The sequence below is a fragment of the Streptomyces sp. NBC_01537 genome (assembly GCF_045040445.1).
Classification (GTDB): Bacteria; Actinomycetota; Actinomycetes; order Streptomycetales; family Streptomycetaceae; genus Actinacidiphila.
Map to the genome: position 1 here is coordinate 6,359,584 of NZ_CP109392.1, position 14,129 is coordinate 6,373,712.

Here is a 14,129-nt window from a genome sequence, read left to right on the forward strand (position 1 = left end):
GCTGACTCACTCCTCGTGGGAGAGGGCGCGGACGGTACGGGACGGGCTGGGTCGGCCCAGTTGCTCCGCCATCCACACGCTTGTGGCGGTGAGGCGGGTGAGATCGACCCCGGTGTCGATGCCGAGGCCGTTCAGCATCCAGAGGAGGTCTTCGGTCGCGAGGTTTCCTGTGGCGCTCTTGGCGAACGGGCAGCCGCCGAGGCCGCCTGCCGAGGCGTCCACGATGCTCACGCCCTGCTGGAGGGCGGCCAGGGTGTTGGACAGGGCCTGGCCGTACGTGTCGTGGAAGTGCACGGCGATCCGGTCGAGCGGGACATCCAGCGCGCCGAGCAGCGCCACGACATGGCCGGGGGTCGCGACTCCGATCGTGTCGCTGATGCTCACCTCGTCGCAGCCGAGGTCGAACAGCCGCCGGGCGACAGCCGCGACCTGCCCGACCGGCACCGGCCCCTCCCAGGGATCCCCGAAGGCCATGGACAGATAGCCGCGCACACTCGCTCCCGCGGCCCGCGCCTTGGCCGCCACCGGCTCGAACATCGCCAGCGACTCCTCGACCGTCCGGTTCAGATTGGCCTTCGCGAACGACTCCGTCGCACTCCCGAACACGGCGACCTCGCGCACCCCCAGGGCCAGCGCGCGGTCCAGCCCCCGCTCGTTCGGCACGAGTACGGGGAGGTGGACCCCCGACAGGTCCTCCAGCAGCGGCATCAGCTGTTCGGCGTCGGCCAGTTGGGGCACCCACTTGGGGTGCACGAAGCTGGTCGCCTCGACCGTGCGAAGCCCCGCCCCGGCCAGGCGGTGGATGAACTCCGCCTTGACGGCGGTCGGCACGGTCGCCTTCTCGTTCTGCAGCCCGTCACGGGCGCCGACCTCGTGGATGCGGACGCTTCGCGGAAGGCCGGTGAGCGGCGAGCGCATGGGAAGGCCGGTGGCGGTCATGACGCCCTCTCCTCCTGGTGCGGGGTGACCACGGCGAGCACCTGGTCCATGGCCACCGTGCTGCCGGGTGCCACATCGATCTCGGTGACCGTGCCGTCGTGCGGGGCGGTGATGACGTGCTCCATCTTCATCGCCTCCACCACCAGCAGGCTCTGCCCGGCGGTGACCGTGTCGCCCTTCGCGACCTTGACCACGGTCACCGTCCCCGGCATGGGAGCCGCGAGGGTGTCGAGCCCGCCCGCTCCCGCGCCGCCGCGCAGCGCCGCCTCCACGGGATCGTGGTCGGCGACCTGCCAGCTGTCCCCGTCCCGGCCGAGCCACGCCCCGGCGTGGCTGAAGGTGTGCGTCACGCCGCCCCAGTCCAGGATCACCCGGCCGTCCTCGGCCGCCAGCAGCCGGGCTTGCAGGGGCGGGGCGTCGCCGATGCGCACCTCGCCTTCGCGGACCTGGACTCCGAGGGGCTCGAGTCCCGGCACTCTGAGGTGGTGCACGGTCCACGCCGCCTCGCCGCCCAGCCGGAAGCCGCTGGGCACGGAGAACGGGTCGATCCAGCCGCCGGAAGGCTCAAGCGCGGCCTGCCGCAGCAGTGCCGCCGCACCGTAGACCTCGTCGGGGACCTCACCGGGCAGCAGTCTGGCGAGCTCCCGCTCGATCAGCCCCGTGTCCAGGTCTGCGGCGACGACGTCCGGATGGGCCAGCAGCCGCCGCAGAAAGCCGGTGTTGGTGTCCAGGCCCAGGACGGTCATGCCCGCGAGGGCCGCCCGCAGCCGGCGCAGTGCGGTGGCCCGGTCGGGGCCGTGGGCGATGATCTTGGCGAGCATCGGGTCGTAGGCCGTGCCGATCTCGGTGCCGGCCGTGAGCCCGGAGTCGACCCGTACGCCTTCGCCCTGCGGTTCGTGCAGGGCCAGCACCTTCCCCGCCGACGGCAGGAAGCCCCGTGCGGGCACCTCCGCGCAGATCCGGGCCTCCACGGCATGTCCGGTCAGCTCGATGTCCTCCTGGCCGAAGGACAGGTGCTCGCCCGCCGCGACCCGGAGCTGCCACTCGACCAGGTCCAGGCCGGTGATGAACTCCGTGACGGGGTGTTCCACCTGCAGGCGGGTGTTCATCTCCATGAAGCAGTAGGCCGAGGGGTCGCTCCCCGGCACGATGAACTCGACCGTCCCGGCGCCGACATAACCGCAGCTGCGCGCCGCCTGGACGGCGGCCGCGCCCATGGCTGCCCGGGTGCCGGGGTCGAGGAGGGCCGAGGGGGCTTCCTCGATGACCTTCTGGTGCCGGCGTTGCAGCGAGCACTCGCGCTCGCCGAGGTGGACCACCTGGCCGTGACCGTCGGCCAGGATCTGGATCTCGATGTGGCGGGGGCGGTCGATCCAGCGCTCCACCAGCAGCGTGTCGTCGCCGAAGGAGCCGAGTGCCTCGCGCCGGGCCGCGGCGATCTCCTCGGCGAGCAGCGACTCGTCGCGGACGAGTCGCATGCCCTTGCCTCCGCCGCCCGCCGATGGCTTGAGCAGCACCGGGGTGCCGATCTCCCGTGCGGCGGCGATCAGCTGGCCGTCGTCGAGCCCGCTGCCGCTGCTGCCGGGGACGACCGGGACCCCGGCGGCCCGCACTGTCTCCTTGGCGCGGATCTTGTCGCCCATGAGCGCGATCGCATCGGCCGGCGGGCCGATGAAGACCAGCCCGGCGTTGTCGCAGGCCCGGGCGAAGGAGGCGTTCTCGGCGAGGAAGCCATAGCCGGGGTGGACGGCCTGCGCGCCGCTGCGGGCGGCGGCGTCCAGCAGCCGCTCGATGGACAGGTAGCTCTCCGCGGCGGCTGCCGGCCCGATGCGTACGGCGGTGTCGGCCTCCCGGACATGCCGGGTGCCCGCATCGGCGTCGCTGAAGACGGCGACCGACCGCACACCGAGTCTGCGCAGGGTGCGGATGACGCGGACGGCGATCTCGCCGCGGTTGGCCACCAGGACGGTGTCGAACATGGTGTGGCTTCCCTCCCCCTACATCCGGAAGACGCCGAAGCCTGGCGCCGTCGGATCGTGTTGCGGAATGGGCGCGTTGGCGCACGCGGTGAGTGCGAGACCCAGGACCTGGCGGGTCTCCAGAGGGTCGATGACCCCGTCGTCCCAGAGCCGGGCCGTCGCGTAGTAGGCGTTTCCCTGCTCTTCGTACTGGGAGCGGATGGGGGCCTTGAACTCCTCCTCCGCCTCCTCGGACCACTTCTCGCCGTTCGCGGCCAGCTGGTCGCGCTTGACCGTGGCCAGGACGGAGGCGGCCTGTTCGCCACCCATGACGGAGATCTTGGCGTTGGGCCACATCCACAGGAAGCGCGGTGAATAAGCCCGGCCGCACATCGAGTAGTTGCCGGCGCCGTACGAGCCGCCGATGACCACGGTCAGCTTCGGGACCCGGGTCGAGGCGACGGCTGTGACCATCTTCGCGCCGTGCTTGGCGATGCCGCCGGCCTCGTACTGGCGGCCCACCATGAAGCCCGAGATGTTCTGGAGGAACAGCAAGGGGATGGCCCGCTGGTCGCACAGCTCGATGAAGTGGGCGCCCTTCTGGGCCGATTCGGAGAACAGGATGCCGTTGTTGGCGATGATGCCGACCGGATGGCCGTGGACGCGGGCGAAACCGGTGACCAGCGTCGTGCCGTACTCGGGCTTGAACTCGGCGAAGCGGCTCCCGTCCGTGATCCGGGCGATCACCTCGCGCACGTCGTACGGGGTGCGGGAGTCCACCGGCACCGCGCCGTAGAGCCCGGCCGGGTCGACGGCGGGGGCGTCCGCGGGCTCCACGGACCAGGGGAGGAGGCCTCGGGCGGGGAGGGTGGAGACGATGTTGCGGACGATTCGCAGGGCGTGGGCGTCGTCCTCGGCCAGGTGGTCGGTGACCCCGGAGATGCGGGAGTGCACCTCGCCGCCGCCCAGCTCCTCGGCGGTCACCACCTCGCCGGTGGCGGCCTTCACCAGCGGCGGGCCGCCCAGGAAGATCGTGCCCTGGTTCCGGACGATGACCGCCTCGTCGCTCATCGCGGGGACATAGGCGCCGCCGGCCGTGCAGGAGCCCATGACGGCGGCGATCTGCGGGATACCGCGGGCCGACATCGTGGCCTGGTTGTAGAAGATCCGCCCGAAGTGGTCGCGGTCGGGGAAGACCTCGTCCTGCCGGGGCAGGAAGGCGCCACCGGAGTCGACGAGATAGACGCAGGGCAGCCGGTTGTCGAGCGCGATCTCCTGGGCGCGCAGGTGCTTCTTGACGGTCATCGGGTAGTACGTGCCGCCCTTGACCGTCGCGTCGTTGGCGACGACGACCACCTCACGACCTGACACCCGGCCGATGCCGGCCACCACTCCGGCGGCCGGGGCCTGGCCCCCGTACATCCCGTCGGCGGCCAGCGGGGCCAGCTCCAGGAAGGGCGAGCCGGGGTCGAGCAGCCCGTCCACCCGGTCACGGGGCAGCAGTTTGCCGCGCGAGGTGTGCCGGGCTCTGGCCTTCTCACCGCCGCCGAGCCGGGCGGCCGCGAGCTTGTCGCGCAGCCGGGCGGTGAGCTCCGTGTGCGCCTGGGCGTTGGCGCGGTACGCGTCGCTCGTGGGATCGGCTGCGCTTCGCAGCACGGGTGCTTCCATGGCCCGGCCCCCGGTCAGGTTAGCGATCGTTAACGTGTTCTCCACCACGTTAACGCTCATTAACGGGGTTGTCTAGAATTAGTTTCATGACCTCCACGAAGGCCCCCACGAACCGGCGCGAGCAGATCCTCAGGGAGGCCGCTCGACTCTTCGCCGAGCGGGGCTTCCACGGTGTCGGAGTGGACGAGATAGGTGCCGCGGTGGGCATCAGCGGACCCGGCCTCTACCGGCATTTCGCGGGCAAGGACGCGATGCTCGCCGAGCTCCTGGTCGGCATCAGCGGCCGGCTGATGGCTGCCGGGAAGCTGCGGGTGGCCGAGGCCGCCGGCCCGGGTGAGGCGCTGGACGCCCTGATCCGGGGCCATATCGACTTCGCGCTCGACGACCGTCCGCTGATCACCCTCCACGACCGCGAGCTGGACCGGCTGCGCGACTCCGACCGCAAGCTGGTGCGGCAGCTCCAGCGGCAGTACGTGGAGCAGTGGGTCGGGGTGGTCCGCCAGGTGCACCCGGTCGCGCCCGAGCCCGAGACCCGGGCGGCCGTCCACGCGGTCTTCGGGCTGCTGAACTCCACCCCGCACCTGGGTCCGCACGGCGGCCTGCCCGGCCGGGAGGCGACGGCCGCGGTGCTGCACCGGCTCGCCCTCGGCGCTTTTGCCGCTCTGGACATTCCGGCCGACCGGCAAGTAACTTACTGAGCGCTTGCTTACTCGGCTTGCTCACTTGCTCACCATGCGCACCGCAGAGGAGGCGCCCAGTGCGTCGCACGGTTTACAACGAGGACCACGAGGCGTTCCGGGAGACCATCCGGGACTTCATCGCCTCCGAGGTGGTGCCCGTCTACCCCGAGTGGGAGCAGGCCGGCTACCCGCCCCGCGACTTCTACCTCAAGCTCGGTGAGCTGGGCATATTCGGCATCGAGGTCCCGGAGGAGTACGGCGGCGCCGGCGTCACCGGCTGGAAGTTCAGCGCCGTGGTCACCGAGGAGTGCGCCAGGGCCGGCGTCAGCTTCGGCAGCAGCGGTGTGCACACCGGTCTCGTCCTGCCGTACATCCTCGAATTCGCCAACGAGGAGCAGAAGAAGCGCTGGCTGCCGCCCTTCATCACCGGCGAGATGATGACGGCCATCGCCATGACCGAGCCCGGCACCGGCTCCGACCTGGCCGGCATGACCACCAACGCCAAGCTCTCCGAGGACGGCACGCACTACGTCCTCAACGGCGCCAAGACCTTCATCACCGGCGGCGTCGTCGCCGACATGGTGCTGGTCGTGTGCCGCACCTCGCCCGCCACCCCGGAGAACCGCCGCGCCGGCCTTTCCATCCTGGCCGTCGACACCAAGAGCGAGGGCTACGCGGTCGGCCGCAAGCTCGACAAGATCGGCCTGCGCACCTCGGACACCGCCGAGCTGTCCTTCACCGATGTCAAGGTCCCGGTCGAGAACCTGCTCGGCGACGAGGGCAAGGGCTTCTCCTACCTTGCCCACAACCTGGCCGTCGAGCGCCTGGCCATCGCCGTCAGCTCCTACGCGCAGGCCGACGCCGCCGTCCGTTTCGCCACCCAGTACGTCCGCGACCGCAAGGTCTTCGGCAAGTCCGTCTCCGAGTTCCAGAACACCAAGTTCGTGCTCGCCGACTGCGCCTCCGACGTCGACGCCATGGAGGCCGTCGTCGACCGTGCCCTGGAGGCGCACGAGACCGGCGACTTCACCGCCGCGGACGCCGCGCGCGCAAAGCTGTTCTGCACCGAGAACGCCGCCAAGGTGATCGACAAGTGCCTGCAGCTGCACGGCGGCTACGGCTACATGCTCGAGTACCCCATCGCCCGCCTGTACGCCGACAACCGCGTGCACCGCATCTACGGCGGCACCAGCGAGGTCATGCGCTCGATCATCGCCAAGTCGCTGGGTCTGTGACCGGAGCCCGGAACCCGTGACCAACGACGCACTGCAGTCCCTGCTCGATCTGCTCGACCTGGAGCGGATCGAGCAGGACATCTTCCGCGGCACCAGCCTGCCCGCCATCGTGCCGCGCGTCTTCGGCGGCCAGGTCGCCGCCCAGGCACTGGTCGCGGCCGGGCGCACCGTGCCGCAGGACCGCGCCGCACACTCCCTGCACGCGTACTTCCTGCGCACCGGCGACCCGGGCGCGCCGATCGTTTACGAGGTCGACCGGATCCGCGACGGCCGCTCCTTCACCACCCGCCGGGTGGTGGCGGTGCAGCACGGGCAGCCGATCTTCCACCTCTCGGCGTCCTTCCAGGCGTACGAGGACGGCCTCGACCACCAGGAGCCGATGCCCCCGGCGCCGGACCCCGAGACCCTGCCCTCGGCCGAGGAACTGCTGCCCGCGCATGCCGACAAGTTCCCCGACCCCGGTGTGCTGGACCGGCTCCTTGAGTCACGCGCCGCCGTGGACCTGCGCTACGTCGATGATCCGCCCTACCTCACGGCCGGTCGGGGGCCGCGCGAGCCGCGCTCCCAGGTCTGGTTCCGCACCAGGGGCAAGCTCGCCGACGACCCGCTGCTGCATGTCTGCCTTGCCACCTACGTGTCGGACATGACCCTGCTCGACTCGGTCCTGCTCGCCCACGGCCGGGGCGGCTGGGCCGTCGGCGACGTCGTCGGTGCGAGCCTCGACCACGCCATGTGGTTCCACCGGCCCTTCCGCGCCGACGAATGGCTGCTCTACGACCAGCAGAGCCCCTCCGCCTCCGGCGGCCGCGGGCTCGGCACGGCCCGCATCTACACCAGCGACGGCCGGCTGGCCGTCTCCGTCATCCAGGAAGGCGTCGTGCGCGTACCGCGCAGCCACTAGGCGCTGTGCGGCCTGACCCCGGGGCCCTGGGACCCCGGGACGGCTCAGGGCTGCAGCTCAAGTCCCGCCGCGTCCAGGAGATACGCCGTCAGCGGGTCGTAGAAGCGCGGGTCGACCACGTGGTCGTCGAGCGGGATGGTCACCGAGAGCGTGCCTTCGGCCTCGCCGATGAAGAGCGCCGGGTCGTTGCAGTCGGCGTAGCCGATCGCGTCGATGCCGCGCTGGCCCGCGCAGCCCGCCCAGCCGTGGTCGGCGACGACGAGGTCCGGCAGCGGCTGCCCCTGGGCTTCGAGGGCGTCGAGGATCGCGGCCATGGGGGCGGCGGAGTGGGTGTGCCAGAGCGTGGCGCCGCGCTCCAGCATGGCCACGTCGCAGAACTGGAAGACGCCGCCCTCGTCGGCGGTCAGCCCGCCGGGTATCCGGACGATGTCGCAGCCCGCTGTGCGCATGGCGGCGGCCGTCTTTCGGTGCACGTCGAGGAGTCCGCCCGGGTGGCCGGTCGCGAACAGCACGCGCTGCCCTGCCTCCGCTGCCTTGCGCAGGCGGGTTGCCGCGCGGTCGAGGGCGTCGATGGTCAGTTCGGGGTCGATGGTGTCCTGCCCCGTGCGGTTCGCGGGATCGTCGTCGACCCCGCAGCGGTCCGCCATCACCGCGAGCACGTCCTGCTCGTCCGTCCAGCGGTCGCCGAGTTCGAGCCCGAACCAGAAGTACCGGTCGCCCTGCGCGAGCTTGCGGTAGTGGGAGAGGTTGTTCTCGCGGGGGGTGGCGACATCGCCCGCTATGCGCGTGCGGACGAGATGCTCGGTGAGCGACTGGCGGGACGGTGCGGTGGCAAAGGACATGCGCTTATTGTCCCGTGTCTCCGCACGCGCGTGCGGGCGGTGTCTGATCGACGCCGAGGCGTGACCTGTTGCCGGGCCGTCAGCACCGGCCGCCAGGGGCTCAGACCCAGCGCAGAGCGAACCACAGCTCCATACGGGTGTCCGGATCGTCCAGATCCATGTCCAGCAGCGCCGCCGCCCGGCCGATCCGCTGGCGGACGGTGTTGCGGTGCACCTGCAGGGCCACGGCTGTGCGGTCCCAGCTGCCGTGCAGCTCGAGCCAGGTGCGCAGGGTGGCCACGAGCGCGGCCGAGTCCATGATGGGCGCGAGCGCGGCCCGGGCGTGCTTCCGCGCCTCGTCGGGGGAGACGAGCCCTGCCACGCCCGTGTCGCCGCCACGGTGCAGGGCCAGCGCGGACCGGGTGGCGACGGCCCGGCGCAGCGCTCCTGCCGCCTGCGCATCACCGGCGGGGAGTTCGCCCGCACCCACCGGGCCGCTCACCCCGAGCGTCCAGCCCGGCTGGGGCGTGACCTCGCGGTCGGCCGGCAGCAGCAGTTTTACGGTGCCGGTGTCAGTGGCGGTGCCGGCCTGGCCGTCGAACAGCGCCGTGCCCAGGGCCGTCCCGAGCGCGGCCGCCGCCAGGGGGCCGGCGGACGGCCCCCTGCGCAGGGCGTGCACCACGGTCCACAGCGGCCGCCCGCCCAGGAGCGGGACGGCCTCCTCGGGCGGCGCGCCGAGCAGCAGCCGTACCAGGGCTGCTGACCGGCCCGCCTCGGCGGTCCCCAGGTGCGGGCCGGTCAGCAGGGACAGCAGAACGGCGGCGACGCCTCCGATGGTGTGGCCGGCGGGATCGCGATGCCCGGTGACAACCACCAGCACCGGCCGCTCGCCCGGCGCGCCCCCGGCGAGGGCGTACGCCGCCAGTTGCATCCCGCCGACGGTGTCGGTGGCGGACGCGGGGGCCGGCCGGACCGTCCCGGCCAGCCGTCCGACGCCTTCACGGACCTCCGTGGCGGGGGCGGGCCCGGCCGCGTAGAGCTCCTGGCCGCCCGGCGAGACCAGGGCTGCCCAGCCGGTCGTGCTCCGGGCGAGCCTGCGCAGCACCGCGGGCACCGGGTCGGGGCGGGCGGCGGCCGATGCGAGGGCCTGCTGGGCCTCGGTGACCCGGCGCAGCTCCCGGTCCCGGGCCTCGGCCATGGCCTGCCAGACCGCGCGGGCGACAGCGGTGAAGGGGGTGGCGGGCGGGACCTCGACCAGAGGCAGCCCGTAGCGCTCGCAGGCTGCGACGAGGGCACGCGGGGTCTCGTCGTGCACAGGGGCGAGCCCGAAGCCGAGGGCCGCCGCGCCGCCGTCGATGGCACGGGCCACATAGCGGTCGAGGTAGGTGCCCGCGCCCGCCGCCGACTCGAAGTGCACTCCGGCGGTGAGCAGCAGCTCGCCGCCCAGCAGATAGGGAAGCGGATCCTCCATCTCGCTGGTGTGCACCCAGTGGAGGGGTACGTCCTCCTCCGGCCCGGCGACCTTGCGCAGGCCGAGTTCGGTCCGGGCGAGCAGGGCCGACAGCGGCACGGCCGGTGTCGGCGGCCCGCTCGGCCCAGGTGGCCCGCTCGGCTCTGAGGGCTGCGGCATGTGCGTTCCATCCACTCTGCCAGCTGAAAGTGGATGGAACGTACGCTTCTGCGCCGCCCGGCGGCAACTTTATGGTCGGCGAAACGGATGGAGGAGGCACTCATGGCTGTCGACTACGCGGTGATCGTGGTCTACCTGGCCGGCATGCTGGCCATGGGCTGGTGGGGCATGCGCCGCGCCAGGTCCAAGAGCGACTTCCTGGTCGCGGGCCGCCGCCTCGGCCCCGCCATGTACTCCGGCACGATGGCCGCGATCGTCCTCGGCGGCGCCTCCACCATCGGCGGCGTCGGCCTCGGCTACCGGTACGGCCTCTCCGGCGCCTGGATGGTCTTCACCATCGGCCTCGGCCTGCTCGCCCTGAGCGTCTTCTTCTCCGCGCGCATCGCCCGGCTGAAGGTCTACACCGTCTCCGAGATGCTCGACCTGCGCTACGGCGGCTCCGCCGGGGTCATCTCCGGCGTCGTCATGTGGGCGTACACGCTGATGCTCGCGGTGACCTCGACCATCGCGTACGCCACGATCTTCGATGTGCTCTTCGGCATGGACCGTACCCTCGCGATCATCCTCGGCGGGGCGATCGTGGTCGCGTACTCCACGCTCGGCGGGATGTGGTCGATCACGCTCACCGACATGGTGCAGTTCGTCGTCAAGACGATCGGCGTGCTGCTGCTTCTGCTGCCGATCGCCGTGGTGAAGGCGGGCGGCTTCTCCCAGATGAAGGCGCGGCTGCCGGCCGAGTACTTCTCACCGCTCGGCATCGGCGGCCAGACGATCTTCACCTACGTTCTGATCTACACCTTCGGCATGCTCATCGGGCAGGACATCTGGCAGCGGGTCTTCACCGCCCGCAGCGACCGGGTCGCCAGGCTCGGCGGCACCGTGGCCGGGGTCTACTGCCTGGCCTACGCCCTGGCCGGCGCGGTCATCGGCACGGCCGCGAAGGTGCTCTACCCGAAGCTCGGCGCGGCCGACGACGCCTTCGCGACGATCGTGAAGGACGCCCTGCCGGTGGGGGTGCGCGGGCTGGTGCTGGCGGCGGCACTGTCGGCGGTCATGTCCACCTCCTCCGGCGCGCTGATCGCGTGTGCGACGGTCGCGAACAACGACATCTGGTCGCGGTTGCGCGGCGCGTTCACGCGCAAGGACGACGATCACGACGAGGTGCGCGGCAACCGCCTGTTCATCCTCATCATGGGCATCGCCGTCATCTGCATCGCCATCACGCTGAACAATGTCGTCGAGGCGCTCACCGTCGCCTACAACCTGCTGGTCGGCGGGCTGCTCGTGCCGATCCTCGGCGGTCTGCTCTGGAAGCGCGGCACAGCGCCCGGCGCTCTGTCCTCGGTCGTGGCCGGCGGCGCGGCCGTCGTCGGCCTCATGGCCTGGAAGGGCATCCTCGCCAACGAGCCGGTCTACTACGGCCTGCTGGCCTCGCTGGTCGCGTACGTGGCCGTGAGCCTGGCCACGAAGCCGACGGACGCCGCCGTGCTCGCGGCCTGGCGTGAGCGGCTGGCGGGGCGTACGCCTCAGGCGGCCGCCGAGGCCACGGTTCCGGTCGGTTAAAGTCACAAAACGCCTGGTGTCACAAAACGCAACGAAGCGCAGGAAAGAAGGCAGTCATCATGAGCCGCACCGAACCGCCGCGCGGCCCCGTCGACTCGTCCCGCATCCCGCGGTACGCCGGGCCCGCCACGTTCGCCCGGCTGCCCCGCCTCGACGAGGTCGGCGCCGCCGATGTGGCCGTGGTCGGCGTCCCGTTCGACAGCGGTGTCTCCTACCGGCCCGGGGCCCGCTTCGGCGGCAACGCGATCCGAGAGGCGAGCCGCCTGCTGCGCCCGTACAACCCTGCGCAGGACGCTTCGCCTTTCGCGCTTGCGCAGGTGGCGGATGCCGGTGACATCACCGCCAATCCGTTCGACATCAACGAGGCCGTGGAGACCGTCCAGGCCGCCGCGGACGCCCTGCTGGACACCGGCGCCCGCCTGATGACGCTGGGCGGCGACCACACGATCGCCCTGCCGCTGCTGCGATCCGTCGCGCGCAAGCACGGGCCGGTCGCACTGCTGCACTTCGACGCGCACCTGGACACCTGGGACACCTACTTCGGCGCCGAGTACACGCACGGCACCCCGTTCCGCCGGGCCGTCGAGGAGGGCATCCTCGACACCTCCGCCCTTTCCCATGTCGGTACGCGCGGGCCGCTGTACGGCAAGCAGGACCTCACCGACGACGAGAAGATGGGCTTCGGCATCGTCACCTCCGCCGATGTCATGCGGCGCGGTGTGGACGAGGTCGCCCAGCAACTGCGTGAGCGCGTCGGCGACCGCCCGCTCTACATCTCCATCGACATCGACGTCCTCGACCCGGCGCACGCCCCCGGCACCGGAACCCCCGAGGCCGGCGGCCTGACCTCCCGCGAACTGCTGGAGATCCTGCGCGGGCTGGCCTCCTGCAACCTGGTCTCCGCCGATGTCGTCGAGGTCGCCCCGGCGTACGATCATGCGGAGATCACCTCGGTCGCCGCGTCCCACACCGCGTACGAGCTGACGACGATCATGTCCCGCCAGATCGCGGAGGCCCGGAACAAGTGACCCACGACCACGACCTGGTCCTGCGGCCCACCGCCGCGCAGACCGAGGCGGCACTGAACCCTCCGCCCGGCCGGACCGGCGGGGACCTGGTCGTGGAGACCCTCCAGGGGCTCGGCGCGACCACTGTCTTCGGGCTGCCCGGCCAGCACGCGCTGGGCGTGTTCGACGCGCTGCGCCGCTCCTCGCTGGACTACATCGGCCTGCGCGTGGAGAACAACGCGGGCTTCGCGGCGGACGCGTACGGCCGGATCACCGGTGAGGCCGCCCCGCTGCTGCTCTCCACCGGGCCGGGGGCGCTCACCTCCCTGGCCGCGCTCCAGGAGGCGGCGGCGGCCAGTGCCCCCGTCCTGGCGATCAGCAGCCAGGTCCCCACGGCGGCTCTGGGCGGCGGGCGGCACGGCTATCTGCACGAGCTCGCCGACCAGCAGGCCTCGTTCAAGGGCGTTGTGAAGTCCGTGCACAGCGTGCGCACGCAGTCGCAGATCCCCTCGGCCATCGCGGCCGCGTGGCAGTCGGCGCTCACCGTCCCGCACGGGCCGGTGTGGGTGGAGATCCCACAGGACGTGCTGCTCGCCGAAACGATCCTGCCGGTCGTGACGGCACCCGACGCGACTCCGGACGAGGTCGCACCCCGTCCCGAGCTGACCGCGGTCGCCGCCGCCCTGCTGTCCGGCGCACAGCGCCCCGCGATCATCGCCGGCGGCGGTGTCGTACGCGCCGACGCCGCCGGCAAGCTGCGCGCGCTGGCCGGGAAACTGGACGCCCCGGTGGTGACCACCTTCGGCGGCAAGGGCGCCTTCCCCTGGGAACATCCGCTCTCGCTCCAGTCCTGGCTGGAGGACCGGCACATCACCGACTTCCTGGAGGACGCGGACGTACTCCTGGTCGTGGGCTCGGGTCTGGGCGAACTGTCCTCCAACTACCACACGTTCAAGCCCCGCGGCCGGATCATCCAGATCGAGGCCGACCTCGGCAAGCTGGAGTCCAACCACCCGGCGCTCGGCATCCACGCGGATGCGCGGCTCGCGCTGTCCGCGCTGCTGGAGACGGTGGAGGAGCGTACGGATCCGGCGGCTGCCGGGCGCGTACGCGCGGTGCTCGCTCTCGTCCGCGAGCGGATCGCCGCCCAGGAGCTCACCCTGGAGCAGGATGTGCTGGCCGCCGTGCGCAGGGCGCTGCCGGACGACGCGCCCTCCTTCTGGGACATGACCATCCTGGCCTACTGGGCATGGTCCGCCTTCGACGCCCGCCGTCCCAACACCATGCACTCCGCGCAGGGCGCCGGCGGCCTCGGCTACGGCTTCCCGGCGGCGCTGGGGGCGGCGGCGGCCGACCGAACGCGCCCGGTGCTCGCGGTGTCGGGCGACGGCGGCGCGCTGTACTCCATCGCCGAACTGGCCACGGCCAGGCAGTACGACCTGGACGTCACCTGGCTGATCGTCGACGACGGCGGCTACGGCATCCTTCGCGAGTACATGACGGACGCCTTCGGGCAGGCCACGGCAACGGAGCTGGCCCGCCCGGACTTCGTGGCGCTCGCCGAGTCCTTCGGCGTCCCGGGTGTCCGTACGACACCCGGGACGCTCGAGGCGGACCTGGCGAAGGCGCTCGCGACCCCCGGCCCGTCGGTGGTCCTGCTCCCGGCGGTGCTGCGGATGTTCGCGCCGACGCACCTGGCCTGACCGGACGAGGCGCCGGTCTACCAG

Annotated in this window: 11 protein-coding genes; 6 read left to right on the top strand and 5 right to left on the bottom strand. The window is 71.8% G+C overall.

Annotated elements, in window-relative coordinates; genetic code table 11:
* Positions 1 to 6: 6 nt before the first annotated feature.
* The 3 genes from OG607_RS29350 to OG607_RS29360 are packed head-to-tail and all read right to left on the bottom strand — an operon-like array spanning position 7 to position 4,565.
* Positions 7 to 939, bottom strand: coding sequence for a hydroxymethylglutaryl-CoA lyase (locus OG607_RS29350; RefSeq protein WP_405729854.1), 933 nt, complete (start codon positions 937 to 939; stop codon positions 7 to 9).
* Entirely contained in the window at positions 936 to 2,918 is a 1,983-nt protein-coding gene (locus OG607_RS29355; protein ID WP_405729857.1) for an acetyl/propionyl/methylcrotonyl-CoA carboxylase subunit alpha, read from the bottom strand. The genes OG607_RS29350 and OG607_RS29355 overlap by 4 nt, the downstream gene beginning before the upstream one ends.
* A gap of 18 nt (positions 2,919 to 2,936) precedes the next feature.
* On the bottom strand, positions 2,937 to 4,565 hold the full coding sequence (locus tag OG607_RS29360; RefSeq protein ID WP_405729860.1) for a carboxyl transferase domain-containing protein: 1,629 nt from the start codon (positions 4,563 to 4,565) through the stop codon (positions 2,937 to 2,939).
* Between the two features lie 86 nt (positions 4,566 to 4,651).
* Between OG607_RS29360 and OG607_RS29365 the strand changes: the two genes are divergently transcribed.
* From OG607_RS29365 to OG607_RS29375, 3 genes are read left to right on the top strand one after another with little or no spacing between them, the layout of a single operon-like run.
* Entirely contained in the window at positions 4,652 to 5,263 is a 612-nt protein-coding gene (locus tag OG607_RS29365; protein WP_405729863.1) for a TetR/AcrR family transcriptional regulator, read from the top strand.
* 59 nt (positions 5,264 to 5,322) lie between these two features.
* Complete coding sequence (locus tag OG607_RS29370) at positions 5,323 to 6,480, top strand: acyl-CoA dehydrogenase family protein (protein ID WP_405729866.1); 1,158 nt, start codon at positions 5,323 to 5,325, stop codon at positions 6,478 to 6,480.
* 16 nt (positions 6,481 to 6,496) lie between these two features.
* A complete protein-coding gene (locus OG607_RS29375; RefSeq protein ID WP_405729868.1) occupies positions 6,497 to 7,381 on the top strand; it encodes an acyl-CoA thioesterase in 885 nt (294 codons plus the stop codon).
* A gap of 44 nt (positions 7,382 to 7,425) precedes the next feature.
* Here the strand turns inward: OG607_RS29375 and OG607_RS29380 are convergent, their stop codons facing one another.
* Entirely contained in the window at positions 7,426 to 8,223 is a 798-nt protein-coding gene (locus OG607_RS29380; RefSeq protein ID WP_405729871.1) for a phosphatase, read from the bottom strand.
* Positions 8,224 to 8,323: 100 nt separating this feature from the next.
* Positions 8,324 to 9,832 carry a helix-turn-helix domain-containing protein gene (locus OG607_RS29385; protein ID WP_405729874.1) on the bottom strand — a complete coding sequence of 503 codons (1,509 nt, stop codon included), beginning with the start codon at positions 9,830 to 9,832 and terminating at the stop codon, positions 8,324 to 8,326.
* Positions 9,833 to 9,934: 102 nt separating this feature from the next.
* Here OG607_RS29385 and OG607_RS29390 point away from each other — a divergent pair, with 102 nt between their 5' ends.
* The 3 genes from OG607_RS29390 to OG607_RS29400 are packed head-to-tail and all read left to right on the top strand — an operon-like array spanning position 9,935 to position 14,105.
* Positions 9,935 to 11,395 carry a sodium:solute symporter gene (locus OG607_RS29390; protein WP_405729876.1) on the top strand — a complete coding sequence of 487 codons (1,461 nt, stop codon included), beginning with the start codon at positions 9,935 to 9,937 and terminating at the stop codon, positions 11,393 to 11,395.
* Positions 11,396 to 11,454: 59 nt separating this feature from the next.
* The gene (gene speB / locus OG607_RS29395; RefSeq protein ID WP_405729879.1) at positions 11,455 to 12,423 is read left to right on the top strand and encodes an agmatinase; all 969 of its coding nucleotides are present in this window, start codon (positions 11,455 to 11,457) and stop codon (positions 12,421 to 12,423) included.
* On the top strand, positions 12,420 to 14,105 hold the full coding sequence (locus tag OG607_RS29400) for a thiamine pyrophosphate-binding protein (RefSeq protein WP_405729882.1): 1,686 nt from the start codon (positions 12,420 to 12,422) through the stop codon (positions 14,103 to 14,105). Before speB ends, OG607_RS29400 begins: the two co-directional genes overlap by 4 nt.
* The last annotated feature ends 24 nt before the right edge of the window (positions 14,106 to 14,129 follow it).